Origin of the sequence: Acinetobacter sp. WCHAc060033, assembly GCF_004209125.1 — a bacterium.
GTDB lineage: Bacteria > Pseudomonadota > Gammaproteobacteria > Pseudomonadales > Moraxellaceae > Acinetobacter > Acinetobacter wuhouensis.
Genome location: NZ_SGSW01000041.1, coordinates 1 through 23,633 on the forward strand (window position 1 = coordinate 1; position 23,633 = coordinate 23,633).

Annotated in this window: 20 protein-coding genes; 9 read left to right on the plus strand and 11 right to left on the minus strand. The window is 38.3% G+C overall.

Translation table 11 applies throughout. From position 1 onward, the window contains the following. Positions 1 to 10: 10 nt before the first annotated feature. Positions 11 to 757: an NYN domain-containing protein gene (locus tag EXE10_RS15940; protein WP_130114042.1), complete on the minus strand. Its 747-nt coding sequence runs from the start codon at positions 755 to 757 to the stop codon at positions 11 to 13. Positions 758 to 886: 129 nt separating this feature from the next. Here EXE10_RS15940 and crcB point away from each other — a divergent pair, with 129 nt between their 5' ends. Next, positions 887 to 1,267 (plus strand): fluoride efflux transporter CrcB, encoded by a 381-nt coding sequence (gene crcB, locus EXE10_RS15945; RefSeq protein ID WP_130114043.1) that lies wholly within the window; start codon positions 887 to 889, stop codon positions 1,265 to 1,267. Positions 1,268 to 1,338: 71 nt separating this feature from the next. On the opposite strand, the gene EXE10_RS15950 is transcribed toward crcB, so the two are convergent. Beyond that, the gene (locus EXE10_RS15950; protein WP_130114044.1) at positions 1,339 to 1,587 is read right to left on the minus strand and encodes a type B 50S ribosomal protein L31; all 249 of its coding nucleotides are present in this window, start codon (positions 1,585 to 1,587) and stop codon (positions 1,339 to 1,341) included. Between the two features lie 558 nt (positions 1,588 to 2,145). Continuing rightward, complete coding sequence (locus EXE10_RS15955; protein ID WP_130114045.1) at positions 2,146 to 3,444, minus strand: ABC1 kinase family protein; 1,299 nt, start codon at positions 3,442 to 3,444, stop codon at positions 2,146 to 2,148. Between the two features lie 207 nt (positions 3,445 to 3,651). On the opposite strand from EXE10_RS15955, the gene EXE10_RS15960 reads away from it, so the two are divergent. Beyond that, complete coding sequence (locus EXE10_RS15960; RefSeq protein ID WP_130114046.1) at positions 3,652 to 3,861, plus strand: DUF1737 domain-containing protein; 210 nt, start codon at positions 3,652 to 3,654, stop codon at positions 3,859 to 3,861. Positions 3,862 to 3,942: 81 nt separating this feature from the next. On the opposite strand, the gene EXE10_RS15965 is transcribed toward EXE10_RS15960, so the two are convergent. Together EXE10_RS15965 and EXE10_RS15970 are read right to left on the minus strand one after the other, a co-directional pair. Further along, positions 3,943 to 5,301, minus strand: a complete 1,359-nt coding sequence (locus EXE10_RS15965) for an MATE family efflux transporter (protein ID WP_130114047.1) — start codon at positions 5,299 to 5,301, stop codon at positions 3,943 to 3,945. A gap of 39 nt (positions 5,302 to 5,340) precedes the next feature. After that, positions 5,341 to 5,802, minus strand: a complete 462-nt coding sequence (locus EXE10_RS15970; protein WP_130114048.1) for a DMT family transporter — start codon at positions 5,800 to 5,802, stop codon at positions 5,341 to 5,343. Positions 5,803 to 5,922: 120 nt separating this feature from the next. On the opposite strand from EXE10_RS15970, the gene hemW reads away from it, so the two are divergent. Both hemW and EXE10_RS15980 read left to right on the plus strand, forming a co-directional pair. Continuing rightward, a complete protein-coding gene (gene hemW / locus EXE10_RS15975) occupies positions 5,923 to 7,077 on the plus strand; it encodes a radical SAM family heme chaperone HemW (protein ID WP_130114049.1) in 1,155 nt (384 codons plus the stop codon). 64 nt (positions 7,078 to 7,141) lie between these two features. Continuing rightward, positions 7,142 to 7,627, plus strand: a complete 486-nt coding sequence (locus tag EXE10_RS15980; RefSeq protein WP_130114050.1) for a hypothetical protein — start codon at positions 7,142 to 7,144, stop codon at positions 7,625 to 7,627. Between the two features lie 213 nt (positions 7,628 to 7,840). Here EXE10_RS15980 and EXE10_RS15985 read toward each other — a convergent pair whose 3' ends face one another. Then, positions 7,841 to 8,287, minus strand: coding sequence for a hypothetical protein (locus EXE10_RS15985; RefSeq protein WP_130114051.1), 447 nt, complete (start codon positions 8,285 to 8,287; stop codon positions 7,841 to 7,843). Between the two features lie 229 nt (positions 8,288 to 8,516). Next, a complete protein-coding gene (locus EXE10_RS15990) occupies positions 8,517 to 10,340 on the minus strand; it encodes an acyl-CoA dehydrogenase C-terminal domain-containing protein (protein WP_068975292.1) in 1,824 nt (607 codons plus the stop codon). Between the two features lie 235 nt (positions 10,341 to 10,575). On the opposite strand from EXE10_RS15990, the gene EXE10_RS15995 reads away from it, so the two are divergent. Continuing rightward, a complete protein-coding gene (locus tag EXE10_RS15995; protein WP_130114052.1) occupies positions 10,576 to 12,882 on the plus strand; it encodes a hypothetical protein in 2,307 nt (768 codons plus the stop codon). A 69-nt stretch (positions 12,883 to 12,951) separates the two neighbouring features. On the opposite strand, the gene aroE is transcribed toward EXE10_RS15995, so the two are convergent. The 3 genes from aroE to hemF all read right to left on the minus strand — a co-directional run bounded on the left by aroE (position 12,952) and on the right by hemF (position 15,283). Continuing rightward, positions 12,952 to 13,740, minus strand: a complete 789-nt coding sequence (gene aroE, locus EXE10_RS16000) for a shikimate dehydrogenase (protein ID WP_130114053.1) — start codon at positions 13,738 to 13,740, stop codon at positions 12,952 to 12,954. A gap of 133 nt (positions 13,741 to 13,873) precedes the next feature. Next, positions 13,874 to 14,080, minus strand: coding sequence for a hypothetical protein (locus EXE10_RS16005; RefSeq protein ID WP_130114054.1), 207 nt, complete (start codon positions 14,078 to 14,080; stop codon positions 13,874 to 13,876). Positions 14,081 to 14,344: 264 nt separating this feature from the next. Beyond that, positions 14,345 to 15,283 carry an oxygen-dependent coproporphyrinogen oxidase gene (gene hemF / locus EXE10_RS16010; protein WP_130114055.1) on the minus strand — a complete coding sequence of 313 codons (939 nt, stop codon included), beginning with the start codon at positions 15,281 to 15,283 and terminating at the stop codon, positions 14,345 to 14,347. Positions 15,284 to 15,464: 181 nt separating this feature from the next. On the opposite strand from hemF, the gene hemN reads away from it, so the two are divergent. Next, a complete protein-coding gene (gene hemN, locus EXE10_RS16015; RefSeq protein ID WP_130114056.1) occupies positions 15,465 to 16,829 on the plus strand; it encodes an oxygen-independent coproporphyrinogen III oxidase in 1,365 nt (454 codons plus the stop codon). 284 nt (positions 16,830 to 17,113) lie between these two features. Here hemN and ribA read toward each other — a convergent pair whose 3' ends face one another. Next, positions 17,114 to 17,716, minus strand: coding sequence for a GTP cyclohydrolase II (ribA, locus tag EXE10_RS16020; RefSeq protein ID WP_130114057.1), 603 nt, complete (start codon positions 17,714 to 17,716; stop codon positions 17,114 to 17,116). 317 nt (positions 17,717 to 18,033) lie between these two features. Between ribA and dxs the strand changes: the two genes are divergently transcribed. From dxs to EXE10_RS16035, 3 genes are all read left to right on the plus strand, one after another. Next, the gene (dxs, locus tag EXE10_RS16025; RefSeq protein ID WP_130114058.1) at positions 18,034 to 19,938 is read left to right on the plus strand and encodes a 1-deoxy-D-xylulose-5-phosphate synthase; all 1,905 of its coding nucleotides are present in this window, start codon (positions 18,034 to 18,036) and stop codon (positions 19,936 to 19,938) included. Between the two features lie 154 nt (positions 19,939 to 20,092). Beyond that, a complete protein-coding gene (locus EXE10_RS16030) occupies positions 20,093 to 20,923 on the plus strand; it encodes an inositol monophosphatase family protein (RefSeq protein ID WP_065994065.1) in 831 nt (276 codons plus the stop codon). 599 nt (positions 20,924 to 21,522) lie between these two features. Beyond that, the gene (locus tag EXE10_RS16035) at positions 21,523 to 23,358 is read left to right on the plus strand and encodes a DEAD/DEAH box helicase (protein WP_087553103.1); all 1,836 of its coding nucleotides are present in this window, start codon (positions 21,523 to 21,525) and stop codon (positions 23,356 to 23,358) included. Positions 23,359 to 23,633: the final 275 nt, after the last annotated feature.

The following is a 23,633-nucleotide window of genomic DNA, read 5'->3' on the forward strand; positions in this document are numbered from 1 at the left end:
AAACTTTGAGTTAAGTGGATTTTTTTAGCCGAAAAACCATAATTGATGCTTTACTTCCATTAATAGAAATCATTTTATGATCATAATATTTTTCAAGTTTTCGGATAATATCTGATAATTTAGTACAACCATAAGTTCGCGGATCAAAGTCAGGACGACTGCGCTTAATATAAGTTCCGACAATAGATAAGTTTGCCCAACTATCCTCCTCCCGAAATTGACTCCAAGCTTTTGTTAATAGAGGAACAAGTTCTGTAACTTTTTTGACTTTTTGAATTTGGTTAGTTGATCCATTAGAGTCTTGTTCTTCATTAGAATTTAAATTTTCAGTAAAAATGAAGTCATCACATGCATTCCTGAAAGCTACTGGTGTTTTCGATTGCCCGAATCCAATGACAAAAATTTCCGACTCTCTTAGGCGAGATGCTAAACGAGTAAAATCACTATCACTTGATACAATGACAAAAGTATCATGTCTATTCCCATATAGAAGATCCATTGCATCAATTATAATCGAAGAGTCAGTTGCATTTTTTCCTGATGTATATGCAAACTGTTGAATTGGTTGTATTGCAAGAGTATTTAGAATTGTTTTCCAATTTTTTAAGGTTTCTTGAGACCAATCACCATATGCTCTTTTTGTAATAATTTGCCCTCTTGCGGCAATTTCTTCAAGAATAGATTCTATTTTAGAATATTGGGCATTATCAGCATCAATTAAAACAACGATTTTTCTTTTATCTAAATTTTCTGACAATTTAAGTACCTAATATTTATATTTCAACATGTTATAGGCATATTAGTATGATAGTTAAACTATAGATTTGCAATTATAATAAATAATCTAGATGATATTTCGTGATTAATTTAATCTAAGGACTCAATAATGAATTGGCTGTTGGTCGCATGTGGTGGTGCAATAGGTGCAAGCTTGCGTTATGGTGCGGGATTTATCATTTCCAAACCACACAGCCTTTTCCCGTGGACAACATGGTCAATCAATATTCTCGGGTGTTTTTTAGCAGGTGTATTCTTTGCATTTACCCAACGTTATCCAGTATTGCAAAATGAAACACGCTTGTTTTTAATGGTTGGAATCTTAGGTGGATTTACCACATTTTCGAGTTTCGGCTTGGAAACATTCCAGTTGATTCGTCAAGGGCAATTACCTTTAGCTTTGGCGTATACCGTTTCGAGCGTCATTGTAGGCGTGATTTTTTTAGCGATTGGTTTTTATCTTTTTCAAATGATTTTATCTTCAAAATAAACAATAAAAAAAGCCTAAGTTGGAGGAAAGACTTAGGCTGGAAAATACAACAATCATCAGTAAGTTTTAACTTAGCGTTTGTAACGACCAAAACGCTTGTTAAAGCTCGCAATACGTCCTTCATTACTTGCTTGACGAATCTCACCTGTGTAAAAAGGATGTGAGGCACTTGAAATATCTAAAGTAATGTAAGGATATTCTTTACCTTCATATTGCTTGGTGTTATTGGTTTGAATGGTACTGCCAATGATGAAATAAGCATTTGCATTGGTGTCATGAAATAAAACTTCACGGTATTCAGGATGGATATTTGTACGCATGATTATTCTCTAAAATTGTTAATTTAAAGAAATGTTATAACATAACAATTAATTTGTAAAGTCACTTTAGTTATAAACTGAAATTACGTACTTTAAAAAACAATGCATCTTTTAAACTGTTTTAGAACACGCTCGGCGGAGTCTTACATCAAAAGTTTGAATTTCAGGGTTAGCCTTCAGCTTGACCTACTTTTGTTTCGGCAAAAGTAGGCAAAACCATTGTCATCCGCAAAACTCGTCAACGACCATCTTTTGGTTGATATATCGCAGAAACATTAACTTACAGATGTAGTCCTGCCTCAAACACGTTGCGGATGACGTTATCGTGTATCCAATTTTATTGATAAACAAATTTTTTTGATGTTACGCAGTAACATCAGTTATAAAGTCAATTTACGAAAATGTATATTTCATTGACGAGCAGAGAATTTGAAATAAAAAGAAGCCGAAGCAGGAGGATTGTTGCTTCGGCTTTGAATATGTCTTGAACACAATTTAATTTAAATCTGTAGGCTTAAAATAAAATTAAGTGTTCGATTTAAAGATCAATCTGATCAATCAGTCTTGAGGGGGCACTAATTCTTCAAATAAATCGTTGAGATTATCTTTAACTTTTAATTGGATTAAGTTCCAGTATTGTCCTGAAATGGTTCGATTGACCATGAGTGTATCGGGTGAAGGTTTGAATACATCCCAATATTTCAATGATTTTTTCACCAATTTAACACCGTCATGATGCGCAGAATTTTCAGCAAAATCATATTCAGTGGTGAGTGGGCGAAGCAAGACTTCTAACCATGATTTATACAGTTCTTCAGGGAATTTCCCTTTTTCTGCAAGTGCATCCAAAGCTGTTAATTCATTTTCAATGGTAGTAATATCGGCTTTACGACCTGCACGAACGAGCGATTTGAAATGAGTAATGATTTCATTCGAAAGGGTTTTTACGCCCCCAAAATCATAAATAATCACGCTACCATCTTCACGGAAGGCAAAGTTGCCTGGATGTGGGTCACAATGAAAACGTTTTAAAAAGAAAATTTGTTGCCCTAAAGCCAAAATTAAGCGACGACCAATTTCATTACGTGTACTTAAGTCCCAAGTACTCGCTGTTTCAATGCTTTCACCTTTTTCAAGGCTTAAGGTGAGAATGCGACGACTTGAATATTCAGTAAATACTTTAGGAATAATGATTTTTGTATCTAAAGCCTGATGAAAGGTTTTAAAAACTTGTAGGTTTTGCGCTTCAATTTCGTAATTGAGCTCTTCATGCAAGCTGTCTTGAATTTCTTTAAATAGGCGATCTTGCAGTTTTTTATCAACCTTTAGCACGCCCATCAAACGTAAGGCTAAACGAACTTGTTTTAAATCACTTTCACACGCTTCATCCACACCTGGATATTGCACTTTAACGACGACTTCGTTGCCATTGGGTAAAGTCGCTTTATGAACTTGTCCAATCGAAGCAGCAGCAAAAGGTTGTTCTTCAAAATGACGAAAGATTTGTTCTAAAGGCTTACCAAGTTCTTTTTCGACTTGTTTTTTGATGTCTGCAAAGGGCATTGCAGGGGCTTGGCGTTGTAATTTGGCAATGGCTCTAGCCACTTCGGGCGGAAAAATGTCTTTATATTGTGAAGCAATTTGCCCAACTTTCATCACAGCACCTTTCATTTCACCTAAGGTGTCTGCAATTTGTACGCCAATATCCTGAAAAAGTTTACTGCGTGCTTCATTCTTTTGTTCTTCATCCGCATTAAAGTTACGAATTGAATTCGATACCGTTTTTGTCGCGATACTTGCCGTCATACTGGCAAGCTTCATAAAGCGGCGACCGGGTGTGCTGGTATTTTTCGACATTCGTAATCATCCTTTTATGTGGATTAAATGCTGGATTGTTTTGATCATAGGCGACAATTGTGGTGCTGCCTACTGTAATTTGTTAAGCGTTTGTTTCTTCTTGGCTATTTTATATTATTTTGAATATTGCATCGTTCAGTACAGTATAAGCACCTTTGCATGAATTTTGGATTAAAATAAAGGTAAGATTTAAGGTGTTATAGCAGTATGAAAGTCTATCGTTATTTAACCGGTAAAGATGATGTGAATTTTTGTGCAAGAGTCACAAAAGCGTTAAGTGAGGGTTATGAACTCTATGGCTCACCGACCATGACATTTAATGGAACTGATGTGATTGTCGGGCAGGCGATTGTGAAAGATGTTGCAGATGAAAGTGAAGTCCCGCAAGGGTTGAAGGATGCGATCGCATCACAATAGCCTTATAGTGTGCTATTTGATGATCTCCTTAAATCAAGTGATCTAAGGAGATGGGTCATGATTTTTAAATTGTTGGACTTTTTAGATATTAAGGCTCAAACGTTTATTATTCATAAACAAACGCATGAGTAACAGTACACAAGCAATACTTAAGCCGATAATTAAACCAATCCAAACACCAGCTGCCCCAAAATCTGTATAGCGTGCTAGATAGATCCCGATCGGGAAAGCAATCACCCAATAGGCAAGCATTGTGACCCACATTGGACCTTTAGTGTCCTGCATACCACGTAAGCAACCTGCCGCACTGACTTGCCATGCGTCCATCAGTTGATAAGCGATAGCGAATAAAACTAAATATACTGCAATCTGAGCGACTTCATAATCTGAGGTATACACAGCCACAATTTGATGACGCAGTAACCACATCAGTAACATGGTAATAAAAGCAAAAAGTGTGGCGGTCATGAGCCCAACTTTTTGGACTTGTCGCATTGCCACCCAATTTTTTTCACCATAATAGGTTCCTACTCGAATGGTGAGTGCGAGTGCCAATGACATTGGAATCATAAACAATTGTGATGTGACTGAAATTGCAATTTGATGCGCAGCAATGGTGACTTCACCTAAAGTACTGAGGACAATTGCGCCAGTACTGAAAATACTCACTTCAAAAAATATTGCGAGACCAATCGGCAGTCCAAGTTTAAGAATTCGTTTAATAAGGACAGGATTGATTTTTTCAAAATGGGTTAATGGTTGAGTCTTTTGATAGCGCTTTGCTTTGAATACATAAATCGCTAAAACAATAAACATGAGCCATTGCAAAATTGCAGTTGCAAAGCCACAACCTGCACTGCCTAAGTGAGGAATTGGTCCAAGCCCATACATAAAAATAAAATTCAGTGGAATTAACACCACTAGGGCAACCAAACTCAGTAAAGTAACAGGACGTGGATAACCTAAAGCTTCAGAATAATTACGTAATGCTGCATACATGGTCACCGCAGGCATCCCAAATGCAATTGCATGTAAAAATAAACTGGCTTTGGGAAGTAAAGATTCAGGCACACCAAATAATGGCAATAGCAGAGGCATTGCCTGTAAAACGAGCATGGCAATGATGCCAAGTACTAAAGCAACCCATAGTGATTGGCGAACAATGGATGGAATTTTTTCAGGTGTACGTGCACCATTGGCTTCAGCAACCAAAGGTGTAGTTGCAATCATAATGCCACTAAACAATAGCATCACAGGAATCCATAAGCCTACACCGACTGCAATTGCTGCAAGATCTTCAGCAGACATATGTCCTGCCATAATGGTATCAATCAGTCCAAAACCTGCATAAGCAAATTGCGTGACTAAAATTGGAAGCATTAGATGAAACAATTGCTTTAATTCAAAGCGGGTAGATGTGGCTTTTAAAGCATCAGACACAGGATTTACTCGTTTTAAATGTGCTTAGAATAAAAATGGTTAGCGTTGTAGAGTGAGAAGCACACCAATAAAAATCACCACGCCACCTAAAAGACGTTGCCAGTTGAGCTGTGTTTTTTCGACACCGAGCCATCCAAAATGATCCATGAACATCGACAACATGATTTGTCCAAAAATGATCAAACCTGACAAAGTGAGAAAACCAAGTTTAGGTGCAGTATAAATACTCATACTGATCGCATAGACACCCAAAATTCCGCCAAGCCATAAGTACCAAGGAATTTGTCCTAAATCGTGTAGACCGGGTTTTGATGTCGGTTGAAAAAACACAAAAATAGCAAGGACTATTGTACCAATTAAAAATGACAAAAGGGCAGCTTGTAAGGGCGAATAAAGATATTCACGTAATTGTGAATTAATCGCTGTCTGAAAAACCATGGCAATACCAATGCCCATCGCTAGGGGTAATAGGAGGATAAATTGGCTAGAGAGTTTCATCATCTTATTATCATGCATCTTCTTGGTTGAATTTTAGTCTAATGGAAATTCATGACTTGTTCTAATCGAAAGTGAGAAGTCATGCTAAAATCCTCATTCTCCATACTGTTCTGAGCTTGTTCCTTGGCTGATTTAAATCCCCAAAATATTCCATTGTCCCTTTATATTCACATGCCGTGGTGTGTGCGTAAATGTCCGTACTGTGACTTTAATTCGCATGCTGTGCCTGATGGAAAATTATCTTTGGCATTGGAACAAGAATATTTACAGGCATTGGTTGAGGACTTTAAAACCCAAGTTGATTTTGCGAAGGGACGCGAAATTCATAGTGTGTTTATTGGTGGAGGAACACCATCACTGATTTCAGCGCAAAGTTATCAATGGTTATTTACACAACTGAAAGCACTTATTTCCTTTGAAAAAGACTGTGAAATCACTTTAGAAGCCAATCCCGGAACGGTGGAACACGATCCATTTGCAGATTATTTAGCTGCGGGAATTAATCGCTTATCGATTGGTGTACAAAGTTTTAATACTGAACATTTGCAAAAATTAGGACGTATTCATTCCAACGATGATGCGATTTCAGCGATTCAACATGCCAAACAGGCAGGTTTTGAACGGGTCAATGTAGATTTGATGCATGGTTTGCCGGAGCAAAGCATAGAACAAGCTTTATTGGATTTAAAACTCGCCGTGGAAAGTGGTGCAACGCATATTTCATGGTATCAGTTGACCATTGAACCGAATACGGTATTTTTCCGTACCCAACCGATTTTACCTGTCGATGATGTGTTGGCAGATATTCAAGAACAGGGCGAAGCTTATTTAAAAGCACAAGGCTTTATTAATTATGAAGTGTCCGCGTGGCGTAAAGAAAAGCCATCGGCACATAATTTGAATTATTGGCAATTCGGGGATTATTTGGCGATTGGTGCAGGAGCGCATGGCAAAGTCACTCAGCCTGATGGTGTGTATCGTTTTCAAAAAACTCGCTTGCCAAAAGACTATTTAGCCAAAGTGCCTGCAGAAAATTTACAGTTCAAGCGCATTGAAAATGACGATATGCCATTTGAATTTATGATGAATGCCTTGCGTTTAAATGAGGGTGTGGCTTCTGCAACTTATGCACAACGTACAGGTTTGGATTTGGCGCATTTGGATGAATTATTAAACTCACTTCGTCAGCGTCAGTTGATGGTCGATGATGAAAATATTCTCAATTGTACAGATAAAGGACATATATTTTTAAACTCAGTTTTGGAAGAGTTTTTGTAAAGATATCTGCTTAAAATTTGATTTTTGCTATGATGGTGAAAAGAATAATTTAGGCGATATCACAATGAAAAAAATATTACTCACCTTGATGTTAATGGCATATTCAATGTTCAGTGTGGCTGTACTGCATGCCAAAACTAATGTCCCTCAATTTAAGGATTATCCAGTTAAACCTTATATTGGTAAAACTGCACAATTGGATATGACGGATGAAAGTGCCCGAATGTTTCGCACTCGTTTGAGAGATGCATTAAAAGAACAACCTAATTTTGCAGGTGAATATGTCATTACCATGTGGGGTTGTGGTGCGAGTTGCCGTAGTTATGCATTTATCAATAAACGTACAGGTAAATTATTGGCAGGTGGTTTTGGTGGCGAAGAAAGTCAGGAAGATGTGATTGATTCGCGTGCCAATAGTCGTTTATTGGTCACGCAAGAAGAAAATATGAATGAAAACTGGGAAGTGGAAAGCGTTACTACACGATTTTATCTATTTGAAAATGAAAAATTTAAGTTGCTCAAAAGTGTAAAAGCCAATATGAAAAAATGAAGCACTATTTGAAAGTAGATAGTAGGATAGTTGCTTGTAAAATGCCTTACTTGGCTTTCATTTAATTTATGTAAAAATCATAGCCTTAAATCAATAATAGTGGACTTGGTAAATGTCCAAGCATAAAAATCGAGTTCAAATATGAACTCGATTTTTAGAGGATATCTCGAAAAAATATTTCTAATGGCTAGTGAGTATATAAAAAATAGGATTTTACTGAGCTTGAGCTTGAGCTTGAGCTTGAGCTTTTTCTTGTGAAGGCTCTTGGTTCAGAATAGGCATTGTTAAATAGTTGCTATTGTCTGGATTAGACTTCTGAACAAAGCAAAGATCACGATAGAGAACACGTTCACCATTCAGTAATGTAAGTGTTGTTGTTCTTGCTGCTGGATCGGTAGATGCTTCTGAAGTAGCAAAAGAAAATTTCTGACAAACTGCTGTAGTTTTATGGTTTTGTTTATAGCTTACTATCACTTTTTCATCATTGATCGGCGTTAAAGTTTTCAGCCCATTTGCACGATCTGCAATCAAATCAAGTTTATGGTCTGGAATAATATTGAGTGCAGTTTTTGATGGGTTTGAAATATGCCCTAAGTTTCCTACATTGGCACATGCCGAAAGTGCAATACCTGCAATGATTAATAATAGTTGAGTTTTCATTTAATAATTCCTGTTGATCATTTCGTTTTGGATTTTTTTTCAAGGAAATGAATAATCTATTTTGTGATAAAGTAATATATAATAATTTAAAATGCAAAATATTTATCATATTTTTTTTAAAAATGTAATTTGATTAACGTTTTGTGTTGAGGGTTTTTTGAGCTTTCATAACAAAAAGACCGCCGTAGCGGTCTTTTATTTTCTAAGCTTAAATATTTAAATTAAAAACTTAGTAGTCAAAGCTAAAATGTTCTGCTTCAAGTGCCATCGTGGTTTTAGATGGGTTCACCATAGATTCTGCATGACCTTGTGCACGTGGCAACAATTGGTCAAAGTAGAAATCAGCAACTTTGATTTTTGCTTTATAGAATTCAGGGGTTTCTGCACCTGTACCCGAAGCCAACTTTTCAGATGCTACTGCTGCTTGTTGTGCCCAATAGAACGCCATCATTGAATAACCAGAGAACATCAAGAAGTCTACAGATGCAGAAGACACGATGTCACGGTCTTTACGTGCAGCAAGCATGATACGAACAGTTAAAGCATTCCACTGCGCACATACTTTAGTTAAGTCCCATGCAAAACGACGCATGTATTTATTACGTGCATGCTGACCACAGAATTTTAAGATTTCAGCAGTGTATTCACGAACCACTTTACCTTTAGAAGAGAGAAGAACTTTACGACCAATTAAGTCGAGTGCTTGAATACCCGTTGTCCCTTCATACAATGTTGAGATACGTGCATCACGAGCAATCTGTTCCATACCGTGTTCTTTGATATAACCGTGACCACCAAAGACTTGCATACCTAAGTTTGCAGACTCAAGACCCATTTCAGTCAAGAAACCTTTCAAAATCGGCGTATAGAAACCAAGTTTATCATCATATTCATCAAACTTCGCTTGGTCACCTTGTGCAAGTGCATCCGCCATTTTATCTGCAAGCTGAGCCGCATGATAAATCATCGAACGACCACCTTCAGCAAAGGCTTTTTGAGTCAATAACATACGACGTACATCAGCGTGGTGAATGATCGCATCTGCTACACGATCAGGATCTTTTTTACCTGATAATGCACGCATAGACATACGGTCTTTTGCATAAGGTAATGCACCTTGGAAAGACAATTCAGCATGTGCAAGACCTTGAACCGCAGTACCAATACGTGCGGTGTTCATGAAAGTAAACATTGCATGTAAGCCTTTGTTGATTTCACCGATCAAGAAACCAGTTGCTTCATCAAAGTTTAACACTGCAGTTGCAGAAGCACGGATACCCATTTTGTGTTCAATTGAACCACAAGTCACAGGGTTACGCTCACCGACACTACCATCTGCATTTGGAATGAACTTAGGTACAATGAACAGTGAAATACCTTTTGTACCTGCAGGCGCATCTGGTAGACGTGCAAGTACGATATGTACGATATTTTCAGTTAAATCATGTTCACCTGCAGAGATGAAGATTTTTGTACCCGTGATGGCATAAGTACCATCTGCTTTCGGTTCTGCTTTGGTTTTAACTTGACCTAAGTCAGTACCACACTGAGGCTCAGTTAAACACATCGTACCTGACCAAGTACCCGCGGTAAGTGGTGGCATATACAGATTTTTTTGTTCTTCTGTACCAAATTGTAGAATCGTGTTCATACAACCCATGCTCAAACCTGGGTACATGGTAAATGACCAGTTTGCAGAACCCATCATTTCTGATTTTACAAGGTTGAGTGACATTGGTAAGCCTTGACCACCAAACTCTTCAGGGTAAGACAAACCTTGCCAACCGCCTTGGATAAATTGGTTATATGCTTCTTTGAAACCTTTAGGCGTTGTTACTTCGCCATCTTTAAAATGACAACCTTCTTCATCACCTGATTGGTTCAATGGAGAAAGTACATTTTCACAAAAATCTGCAGCACCTTCTAAAATCATATCAACCGTATCTGCATCGGCATTTTCGCCAATAGAGAGAGTTTTATAGTGAGCAGGGTAATCAAATACTTCATTCATTAAAAAGCGAATGTCACGGAGTGGGGCTTTATATGCTGGCATGTGTTTAATCCTAATTTAGAAATAGTTGTGGATTTAAAATCTATAGTTTCATTATTCATAACCATATGAGAATTGCATTGATAAGTCTGGCTAAAAAAAATGTCAGAAATGCGAATTTGAGAGATTCTGCACATGCGAAATTGTTTAATTTTTGATAGCCTAGAAAGGATTGTCTTTTATTATGTTTTTATACTTTTATTGATATAAAAATATTGACTATATTGGGTGGATTAAAATGCATTTAAAAAAAATTACATTATGTCTCATGGGACTAAGTTTATCAGCTTGTTCAAGTCATGTGATAAAAAACAATAATTTAAATGATAATAAAAGTACAAGTCAACGTGCTATTCAAGGCTTTAATGCGTTGTATGAATATCCAAGTTTTGATTATCGCGGGCAAGTTAACGTTCAATTTGTATCTGAACAAAAAGAGAACAAAGCCACAAAAAATGAGGTGAAAAAGTTAGATAAAGTCGTTGAACAAAAGGTCAATCAATATTTAAAAGAACAAAAAATAATGATCACCGAGGCACAAAGAAAAGATCTTTATCATGCAATTGCATCGCAAAATAATCCAAGCTTCCGAGATTTCTTTGGCAAAGGTGCAGATTATATGCAGAGCATTTTAAATGATCTGCAAATTCAATATGATGGATCTGTGAATTATCGTCAGAAAATTGCCTCATTTAATTTGGATACAAAATATAAGAAACCAAATTTATCGGTTGAAATGCGGATTCCAACCATTATTGATCTGAATAACCAGCGTTTTTATACGCATATTTTTTCTTTGATGCCTTATTTGGCAAACCCTCAAGATCAGGATAAATATGCTTATTTAGATTTTTCAAAATATAAAGATGATATTGAGAGAGTAAATGCTAAGGCTTTACTTGAGTTTTTAAAGCAATCTGGCGCAACAACGTATCTATTGGCTTCACCTGATCAACTTGAAACGATGTCGCTGAATACTGTAGAGAAACAATCTGGGATTGTTGAAAAAATTCGCTTAAAGACCAGTCTTGAAGAATTATTTTTACAAGGCAACTTATATACATCGGTGAATCGTCAATATTTTATGACTTCGGTACTGGGTTTTAACTCATCGAATCTGGCGAAAAATGTTGATGAGGCAGAAGACTCAAAATCAAAATCTACAAGCGCAGCAACAGAACATACTGAAATTGATGCAACAAGTGCCATGTATCAGTTATATGAAGCGATTAATCGCACGGCGCATAGTGAACTTGAAGAAGAGGGCGAAGGCGATTTAGTTACGCAAAATCACACGGATAATGAGCGTGAGACTGTTGATGAAGAAACAGAAGCTACGGATGATTCTGAAAATACAACGCAACTTTTGACAGAACAGCAGTGTGACGATTTGGCAAAATCAAAATCCAATGTACGTTTTGGCGATGTTAAATATTGTCAGGCTCAACATGAAATTGATGTATTAAGTGATCCAGCAGATCAAGGTGAGTTGTTGGTAGAGAATACTCAACAAAAACAAAATCGTACTGCATTGACCCAGAAGTTTACAGCTTTAGCGCAGGATCAACTGGTTGATGCTGCACAATTTAAGCAATTGTGGGATCAGTATCAAAGCGAAATTGATGCTAGTTTACCACCTAAAAATCAACGAAATCCGATGATTGTTGACTTGTCTCTAGACGCTCAAGGTCGCGTTGTGAAAGCCGATTATGATATGGAGATGGATTTTGGTAAATATGACCGACAATTGAAGATCAAAATGGATATGCAAATTTCCAATTATGGAAAAGCAACAGCTATTGATCAACAGGCTTTAAAAGAAGCAAAGCCATTTAAAGAAGTGTTTAAAGGCAGCTTTATGGAAAAGGCAGTCGGTGGTTTTGCAGGTGATTTATCTACTTCAGACAAAAAATCAGATCAAAAAAATCTGAGTTTAGATGAGCATTTGCAACAATTAGCCACGCAAGTGTATACGCAAACCAATTCTTATGAAAAAGCCTATAAAGCAGTCTTCATTGCTAAATTGACTGCGGAAAAACCTGTCTTAATCAAACAATATTCTGCAAAAGATTTACAAGAAATAGCAGCAATTTATGCATATTCTTATTCAGATGAAGAGGTTTATAACCCATCAGGTCAGGCGCTGAAACAGATTGAAGCGCTGAAGACGAAACATCATTTAGAAGAAGATGAACAATATGACGATGAGCTGGGCAATGCCATTGATGGCATCATTACCCAAGCGATGACTAGCCAAAAAAGTACTGCGGAAATTCTGAATTTAGCGAAAAAGTATAAAACAGCGGAAGCTGTGTTCGCACAATATTATATGCAGCAGTTTGGACTTGAAAATACAGTCGAAAAAGATCAGCGAACTAAGTTGAATAAAACTGCACAGATTTTAGCAAAGTCTTATACAGCGTTTAAAAACAATCAATTTAATAATACTGTGGTTGCTGGTTTGGATGAAAACGCAGCAGAATTTATTGATTATGATTTGTATAAAAAAACCTATCAAGTTGTGAGCGATGCAAAGTTGAAATAATAGGTTGAGTGATTCCGTATTTTCAAAAGAAAAGAACCTCATCTGAGGTTCTTTTTATTCATTCAAAACTTATAAAAAGTCTTTTAAATTCGGACGGACACCATTCCAAATTGCAAAAGCTTCAATCGCTTGACCGACCAGCATGCCAAAACCTTCTGACGTCGGTACACCACGTGCTTTGGCTTGATCTAAAAAGCTAGACGGTTTGCCATAAGCCATTTCATAAGCATGATCAAAGCTTAAATTTTCAGGAAGAATCAACGCATCACCACTCAAACTTGCAGATGTCGCATTGATTACAATATCAAATTGACCATCTAACGCATCTAAACCAATCGCAGAGAGTTCTGCTTCAGGTACGGCATCTTTTAAATCAGCAATCAATTGTTCTGCACGTGCAAGGGTGCGGTTGGCAATAACAATCTTTCTTGCACCTGCTTTGACCAGCGGATAAATCACGCCACGGGTCGCACCACCAGCGCCAATAATCAAAATTTGGCTATTTTTAATATTCCAATCGAGGGCTTTGATCGCATCGACTAAACCTTGACCATCGGTATTGTCACCATGCAATACGCCATTTTCCATCCATAAAGTATTCACAGCTTTAGCAATTTTGGCACGTTCGGTGAGTTGTCCGCAGAGCGCAAAAGCTTGCTCTTTAAACGGAACAGTGACATTCATACCAACACCATTTTGCGTAAAAAAATCATTTACACAGGCTTCAAAACCGTCCAAAGGTGCAAGGCGTTTTGAATAATGCAAATCAATACCTGTTTTCTCTGCAAATGCATGGTGTAATTCAGGTGAACGTGAGTGTTCGATTGGGTTGCCAATGACTGCGAATTGTTTACTCATGTCAAATGTCCAAGTATTGAGTTGTTAATTTTAAATGTGGCAACAATATACGGCAAAAAAGATTTGGACTAAAGCATAGCGTTAGAATGATTATTTTAATTATTATGGGTTTAATTATTGTCGATATTGATAGTTAAGGGTTACAAATCCTAAAGATCATATTAATAAACATATATGAGATGTTGAGGCAAAGTCCAATAATTGCTATTGCCATTAAGCCAAAACCAAAATGATCATTGAATGCACTTTCAGAAAAGATCGTGGTGCTAATTGCTGAACACAAGGCAATCAGTAATGTCCCAAACATAATCATGGTGGGATTTGTTTTTTTATAGAGCATGAATAACTTCCTTGATGTTGTGAATGACATAGGATCAATAGTGGAATTAAAATCTCTAATGCTCATTACTGCAATCAGTTTACGTGAATTCATTTGGAAAGGGATAGTTAATTTAAATTTAAATGTCACAAGCTATGTACATTGACTTATCGATTTTTTATTAGATATTGTGAATAAACTTTAAGTTGAATATTGAGTAAAGTCTAAGCGTAAAAGCCCTAAATCGAGTTTAGGGCTTAAATCTATGTGATTATTCTGTCATTTTTACAAAATCTTTAACCAATCTTTAGGTTTGAGATAATAGTCCGTTAAGTGTTTCTCAGCACTATTCTCATCCCATTCAGGGCGATATGACCATCCTGCAAGTGGGGGCATGCTGACTAAAATGGATTCGATGCGTCCACCTGTTTGTAGACCGAATAAAGTTCCACGATCATAGACCAAATTATATTCTACATAACGTCCACGACGGTAGAGTTGGAAATCACGTTGCGCTTCGGTATAAGGTTTATTTTGATTGCGTTGGAAAATCGGTAGGATGGCTTCTAAGTAGCCATTACCCACTGCCTGAATATATTCAAAGCATTTTTCAAAATCCCATTGATTTAAATCATCAAAGAATAATCCACCAATACCACGTTGTTCATCACGATGTTTTAAATAGAAATAATCATCACACCATTGTTTGTGTTTGGTATAAACATCTTCACCAAAGGGTGCACAAAGATCATGTGCTGTTTGATGCCATGACAATACATCTTCATTATTTGGATAAAAAGGCGTGAGGTCAAAGCCACCACCAAACCACCAAATGGGTTCTTGTCCTTCTTTTTCAGCAACGAATAAACGGACATTGGCATGTGAGGTGGGTACATTTGGATTATTCGGGTGAATGACCAATGAAACGCCCATGGCTTGGGCTTTTGCACCTGCAATTTGTGGATGGCGTTCGGTGGCAGAGGCAGGCAGCTTGGAAATATTGATGTGTGAGAACATCACACCACCTTTTTCAATCACTGTGCCATTTTGTAAAACCCGTGAGCGACCACCACCACCTTCAGGTCGTTGCCAATCATCAATTTCAAATGTTGCTGTGCCACCACCAATTTTTTCTTGTTGTTCTAGGGCTGAACAGATCCGTGCTTGTAAGTCAGTGAGATAGTCGCGGACACGTTGTAAATCATTTGAAGTCGGATTCTGCATGACATCCTCAAAAGGGAAAATGAAAGGGCTAGCTACATCAAAACATAAAATGGTTTAAAAGGAAAATATCTGAGGATTCAAGTGCAATTCCGACTTTTCTACTAGGTTGAAATCTATTTACAAGCTCCGCACAATGCGCATGAAGCTTCGTAATTTCTTGAATGGTCGATTGAGCGTGAATATGAGTTGTTCTCTGATTCAAAAATATAATGTTGCAGGTCCACGTTATACCAGTTATCCCACTGTGCCGTATTGGGATGAAACAACATTTTCACTTGAGGCATGGAAGCAGACACTTAAACGCTCATTTGATGAATCGAATACAACAGAAGGTATTAGCTTATATATTCATCTACCATTTTGTGAAAGCTTATGTACTTTTTGTGGTTGCCATAAAAAAGTTACTAAACGTCATGAAGTAGAACAGCCGTATATTCAAGCCGTTTTAAAAGAATGGGAATTGTATTGTCAATTATTGGGCGATAAACCCAATATTAAAGAAATTCATTTGGGTGGTGGAACGCCAACTTTCTTTTCAGTTGAACATTTACAACAATTGATTCAAGGGATTCTAGCCAAGGCGACAATTGCAGAAGGGTATGAGTTTAGCTTTGAAGGACATCCGAATAATACGACAAAAGAGCATTTACAAGCTTTGTATGATCTCGGTTTTCGCCGTGTCAGTTATGGGGTTCAGGATTATAATGAAAATGTGCAAAAAGCCATTCACCGTATTCAACCTTATGAAAATGTTGAGCGGGTAACACAATGGGCACGTGAAATTGGTTATGAATCTATTTCGCATGATTTGGTTTTTGGTTTGCCATTTCAAAATTTGGAAGATGTTTTAAAGACTATTGATTTAACCAACGGTTTAACACCCGATCGTTTGGCATTTTATAGTTATGCACATGTGCCTTGGATTAAGGGTAATGGTCAGCGTGGTTTTAAAGATCATGATGTGCCCAAAGATGATGTTAAACGCACTTTATATGAAGAAGGTAAAAAGAAGCTTTTAGCGCACGGCTATCATGAAATTGGGATGGATCATTTTGCTTTAGCCAAAGATGGAATGTATCAATCTTTCCAAGCAGGAACATTACATCGTAATTTTATGGGTTATACCTCGTCTAAAACGCAAGTAATGATTGGTTTGGGCGTATCTTCGATCAGTGACAGTTGGTACAGCTTTGCGCAGAATGAAAAGAATATTGATGTGTATTATGAATGTCTTGAGCGCAATGAAATTCCTGTGGTGAAAGGGCATGTGTTAAGCATTGAGGATTTAAAAATCCGTCAGCACATTTTGAATCTGATGTGTACGTTTGAAACCTCTTGGGCGGATTCAACCATGGATTTTCCTGAGCGTGAGCAGGTGATTGTTCAACTTGAAGAGATGCAACATGATGGTTTGTTGCAGATTGAACAGGATCGGATTGTGATTACTGAGCAGGGTAAGCCTTTTGTGCGAAATATTTGTATGGCGTTTGATTTGCTTTTGAAGCGTCGTAAGCCTGAAACACAAATTTTCTCGATGACGATTTGATTTATTAGCTGAAGCTGGTTATCCAAATAAAACTTAATAAATTTAAAAGTGCTTAAATTGTTGTATAAAAATATTATTTATAAGTTTGCATAGCCCCAGTTATCTTGCAAAATTTAAATTAATTTGTGTAGGCGATGCCTCACTTTTGAAGGATCAAAAGTGACAAAAATCCTTTGTTGGGTCAGGGGTTCGTCCTGAACCCCGACCCAACGGCGACATCCATGTCGCCAATCGCGATAGCAATAATTACTAGACAGTTTTAATTTTTAATTTTTCAATAAAATTTAAAAATCATCTTTTTCATACATATGTGACATACGATCATGTTTGGTTTGTAAATAATCTTCATTAAATTTATTTAAACCCACGGTTAGGCCGACACGTTCAACCACATCAATCCCTAAATCGGTCAACGCCTTTAACTTCAAAGGATTGTTGGTGATCAACTTAACTTGTTTGACCTGTAAATGATCCAACATGATGCTACACATATCATACGTGCGTGCATCAGCAGGCAGATTCAATAACAAATTTGCATCCACCGTATCATGCCCTTGATCTTGCAAAGCATAAGCACGAATTTTATTGGTCAAACCAATACCACGACCTTCCTGACGCAAATATAAAATTACACCTTGACCTGCATCATTCATCATTTTCATGGTGTTGTGCAGCTGTGGACCACAATCACATTTTAAAGAACCAAAGGCATCGCCAGTTAAACATTCTGAATGAATACGAACAAGAACAGGCTCAGTGGGCGCAGTGTCCAAACCTTTAGAAAGCGCAACATGCTCTTCGCCAGTTTTAGGATCTTGAAATACAGAAATTTTAAAATCACCATAAGCAGTTGGTAATTTAGAAGTGGCAACAAACGCTATTGGCACAGAATATTCCATTTTTGTTGAGCAATTGGTTAAAGTATAACGCAATGCTTGGACTTTAGTAGAATCGTGTATTGTGATTTTATTGTGAAGTCTGGGATAAAAAATTTCTTTTTTGTGCAAAGCACGCGATAATAGTTGATATATAGATAGATTATTCAGGATAATTGACGCTACGAACACGCTTGTGAATTTGGAAACCATCCAATGACGCATCATTATAAATGTGGCTGATCGAATGTGATATGATTCAGTCTCACGATCATGCTAACCCGTGTACCTAGCTTAGATTTGCCAGGCTTTAGAAGGCTTTGCCACATATGTTGTATACCGAAATACCTAGTCAACGTCCTGTAACGCCTTTGTTGGATGCGATTGATCATCCTCAACAATTACGTCAACTTGAGCAAAGCCAATTGCCACAGGTCGCAGACGAATTGCGTCAATTTATTTTGTATGCTGCCGGACAAAGTGGTGGGCATTTTGGCGCTAATCTTGGCGTTATCGAACTCACTGTTGCATTGCATTATTGTTTTAATACGCCAGAAGACCGTTTGGTTTGGGATGTTGGTCATCAGGCTTATCCACACAAAGCTTTAACAGGTCGCCGTGAACAGCTTCGTACGATTCGTGCTAAAAATGGTTTGGCGGCTTTTCCTGCACGTGAAGAATCTGTATTTGATACCTTTGGTGTGGGGCATTCATCGACTGCAATTTCAGCAGGCTTGGGCATGGCTTTAGCCAGTCGCTATCAAAAATCTCCGCGTGAAGTGGTTGCCATCGTTGGTGATGGGGCGATGACCGCAGGTATGGCATTTGAAGCGATGAATGATGCTGTTGCTCACAATGCGGACATGATGGTTGTACTGAATGACAATGATATGTCAATTTCGCAAAGCACAGGTGGTTTTGCCAAGCATCTAGCTTCAATTTGGGAGCAAGGGCAGTTCGTTAATATTGATGCGCAAGGTCAAGCTTTTGTGCAAGATTGTCCTGAGTGGGATTACACCTCGCGTTTGCACGAATCTGCAACTGATGCTGCCGATAATCTATTTAAAGCGATTGGTTTTGATTATTTTGGTCCATTTGATGGGCATGATGTCGAGCAATTGGCACAAGTATTCAATGCCTTAAAAAAACGTAAAGGTCCACGCCTGATTCACATTTATACGGTGAAAGGTAAAGGTTTTGGGCCTGCGGAAGCAGATCAAATTAAATATCATGCGATTAGCAAACTAAACGCAAGCTCTACGAAAAATCCAGCGCCAAAGTATTCCGATGTGTTTGGGCAATGGTTATGTGATGAAGCTATACACGATGAAAAATTAATTGCCATTACCCCAGCGATGTGTGAAGGCTCGGGAATGGTTAAGTTTGCACAACAATTTCCTGAGCGTTATTTCGATGTGGCAATTGCGGAACAGCATGCGGTAACACTTGCCGCAGGCATGGCATGTGAAGGTTTAAAACCTGTCGTTGCGATCTATTCGACTTTCTTACAACGTGGTTATGATCAACTGATTCATGATGTTGCTTTGCAAAATCTTGATGTGACTTTTGCAATTGATCGTGCGGGTTTGGTTGGTGAAGATGGTCCAACCCATGCAGGTGCATACGATTATGCATTTATGCGTACTGTACCGAATATGGTGATCATGGCACCAAAAGACGAAAATGAATGTCGTCAAATGTTGCACACTGCTTATTTGCATCAAGGTCCAACGGCGGTGCGTTATCCACGTGGTAATGGTTTAGGCGTAGAAATTCAACAACAGTTGACCACTCTTGAAATGGGTAAAGCTGAAATCGTTGCTGAGTTTAATCTTGAGCATGATGAATGTATTAGCATTCTTGCTTTTGGTAGTCGTGTCAGTATCGCAGTTGAAGCGGCAAAACAACTTGCGAGTAAACTTGATCTTGCTGTACGTGTGGTCAATATGCGTTTTGTGAAACCATTGGATGAGCAAATCATTCGCGATTTGGCAGACAAAACCAGTTTATTCGTGACAGTAGAAGAACATGCCGTGATGGCAGGTGCGGGCAGTGCTGTGAATGAATTTATGGCACAAGCGCAAATTCTCAAGCCAATGTTAAACCTTGGTTTACCTGATGAATTTTTACCACAAGCCAGTCATGCTGAAATGTTGCAAGATTGTGGTTTGGATGCAAAAGGCATTCAAAATTCAATTGAACACGCTTGGACAAAGTTGGTTCAGCATATTTAAATCTATCTGCTAAATTGATGTAAATATTCATTAAAAATGAGTCACACTAAAATTTAGCAACAAATTTTCCCTAAAAGCCTCGATATTTGCTAAAATATCGGGGCTTTTATGCATTATTCTTTATCAGTATCTTCAAATTTGTAGTGGGTGTTCAATGGAACCTATGGTGGTGATGGCTGCGCGTGCGGCTCAATTAGTTGGTCAAGAGCTTTTAAAAGCGCATCAAAATCGTCATAAACTCGATCTACAAGTCGAAGAAAAAGGTATTGATGGTCCTGTAACACGTGTAGATCGCTACATTGAACAGTTAACTATTGATACGCTTCGTAAAAGTTATAAAAATCACAGCTTCCTTGGTGAAGAGTTTGGTTTGCAAGAAGGTAAAGGTCACGACGCTGATTGGTGTTGGGTGATTGATCCTTTAGATGGTACTTTAAACTTTATCAATGGTTTCCCTCATTTCTGTGTCTCTATCGCTGTTCAACACAAAGGCATTACTCAACACGGTGTTATTTATGACCCTGTGAAAGATGAGTTGTTCTCTGCGAGCCGTGGTCGTGGTGCAATGTTGAATCAACGCCGTATCCGTGTAAATGTAAAAGATAGCCTTGAAAATACCTTCATGGGTGTTGGTCATGCATTCCGTAAAATCCGTAATGGTGAAGTGGTTTCTTATGCGAAAAACCATTTTGATTCATTATTGAATGTCACTGAAGCGGGTGCGCAATATCGCCGTGCAGGTTCTGCTGCATTGGATTTGGCTTATGTTGCTGCAGGTCGTTTAGATGGTTATTTTGAACTTGGTTTGAAACCTTGGGATATCGCAGCTGGCGAATTGATCGTGAAAGAAGCGGGCGGTACTGTCGTTGATGCACGTGGTGGTTCTGATTCTATGGAAAACGGTCAAGTGATTGCATGTTCTATGAAAATGTTAAAACCATTGATGCAACAAGTTGTTCCTGCTTGGGGTGAAGCTGCGAAGTAATAACTTTGTAGATTAAACGAGTTTTAGAGAGCCTTCATGTGAATGAGGGCTTTTTTATGCGGATGATTTTTATATTTTCGGTTATATAGCTTTTAGCTTTTAGTTTTGAAGTGTATTGAATGTCCTTTCTCCTGAGAGGAGAGGGTTCGGGAGAGGTGTTTTATGAAAATCTCGTTTATTCCTTTGCAGAGTTGCATTAAAACAATGCTAATCCGCAATTCAGTACTTTAGGATTCATAAGATAATCAGCTTTTATCGAGTTAATGATCACTCACAGGAAAAAACAATAAAACTTCGTGACATTATTTTAAATTCTGCTATACTCCGCGCACGCACTAAATTTCGTTCATTACCTGAACATTCCTTCTATATTGTGTATGCGCGTCCGGTCCCAAGAGAGGACATTATATCGCGCCCCACCCAATCGCTAAAGCGATTCCTTCAGGTTGCGGCTGTAATCAAATGTGCGTTATACGCATCGTCGTTCTCGGATCGCCGCTGATTCTATATTTTCAGCGAATATTGCTGTGCCGCTTTTTGCCGATGTCCATCAGACCATATATATTTAATGGAGCACCCACATTCGGGTGAATATCTCTATGAGCAAAACTTTTGCTGATTTTTCTTTAGACGAGTCTTTACAGAAAGCACTTGAATCTCTTGGCTTTACTACGCCTACTCCTGTTCAAGAACAATCTATCCCTGCGGCTTTAGAAGGTAAAGACCTTTTAGTATCAAGCCAAACTGGTTCAGGGAAAACTGCTGCATTCTTACTTCCTACGTTAAACGCTTTAGCTGGTCAAGAAACTTTTGTACCGTTTAAAGAACGTATGAAAGCAGTTACACAACCAAATATCTTGGTAATTTCACCTACACGTGAACTTGCACAACAAGTGTGTCAAGACGCGATTGCATTTGTACGTCACATGAAAGGTGTACGTGTTGCTGCAATCATGGGTGGTATGCCTTTCGGTAAACAAATCCAACAATTAAAAGGCGCGCAAGTCGTTGTTGCGACTCCAGGTCGTTTACTTGATCTTGTAAACCGTCGTCAAATCAAACTTGATAAAGTTGATGCTTTAATTGTCGATGAAGCTGACCGTATGCTTGATCTAGGTTTCTCTGAAGACTTAGAAGCTATCAGCGATTTAGCATTAAACCGTAAACAAACATTGATGTTCTCTGCAACATTTGCACCACGTATCATTAACCTTGCTGAACGCATGATGAATGATCCAGAACGTATTGCAATTGAAACAGGTCATTCTACCAATACTGACATCACCCAAACTTTACATTGGACTGATGGCTTTGAGCATAAGAAAAAATTGCTTACCCATTGGTTAAATGAAGAAGATGTTGATCAAGCAGTTGTATTCGCTTCAACTCAAGAAGACACAGATATGCTTGCAGAAGAACTTTCTGAAGCAGGTCTTTCAGTTGTAGCACTTCACGGTGCAATGCCACAGACTGTACGTAACCGTCGTTTACGCAGTATTCGTGAAGGTCGTGCAAAAATCCTAGTTGCTACAGATGTAGCGGCTCGTGGTCTTGACGTACCAACAATTTCTCACGTGATCAACTTCGGTCTTCCAATGAAGAATGAAGATTATGTACACCGTATTGGTCGTACAGGTCGTGCGGGTCGTACTGGTAAAGCAATCACTTTAGCAACTTACCGTGAACGCGGTAAAATCCGTGCTTTAGAAGATTACTTAGAAGCGCGTTTAAGTGTTTCTGAAATCGAAGGTTTAGAACCATCTCCACCTCCTGCACGCGGTAGCCGTGATGGTCGTGGTCGTAACGGTGGCGGTCGTCGTGATGGCGGTCGTGGCGGTTTCGGTGGTGGTCGTCGTTTTGAAGGTGAATCAAACTTCAAACGTCGTGAAGGCGGTGATGATCGTCCACGTCGTAGCTTCGATGATAAACCACGTGGTGATCGCCCATCTTATGGCGAAGATCGTCCAAAACGTTCATTCGGTGGTGAAGATCGTCCACGTCGCGAATTCAATAATGACCGTCCACGTCGTGAAGGTGGTTTTGAAGATCGTCCACGCCGTGAGTTCAACAATGATCGCCCACGCCGTGAAGGTGGTTTCGAAGATCGTCCACGTCGTGAGTTCAACTCTGATCGCCCACGTCGTGAAGGTGGTTTTAACGATAAGCCTCGTTTTAACTCAAATGATGACAACCGTGGTAACAGCGTAGACTATAAACCACGTCGTGAAGGTAACTTCAACGATCGTCCGAAGCGTTCATTCGGTGGTGAAGATCGTCCACGTCGCGAGTTTAATTCAGACCGTCCACGTCGCGAATTCAACAATGACCGTCCACGTCGTGAATTTAACGAAGATCGTCCAAAACGTACTTTTGGTGATGATCGTCCAAAACGTGAGTTTGGTTCAGATCGTCCACGTCGTAAATTTAACGACTAATCGGATAAAGTTTAAAAAAACCAGCCTTAGGGCTGGTTTTTTATTGCAACATAGAAAATATTTGCTAGAATAATTGTGAATTGGTTCATTTTTTTTTAAATAATCGTTAAATGTGGTTTATAGCATGTTGAATTTGGCAAGCACTAACAATATTTTTGGAATCGTGATGCTATATATTTTTTCTACTTTATTGGTATCGAATCTTTGCTATCTTATTTATAGCCTTATTTTAGCTTGAGAGATTTTTTGATTTCCTATCTAACTTATTTTTTATA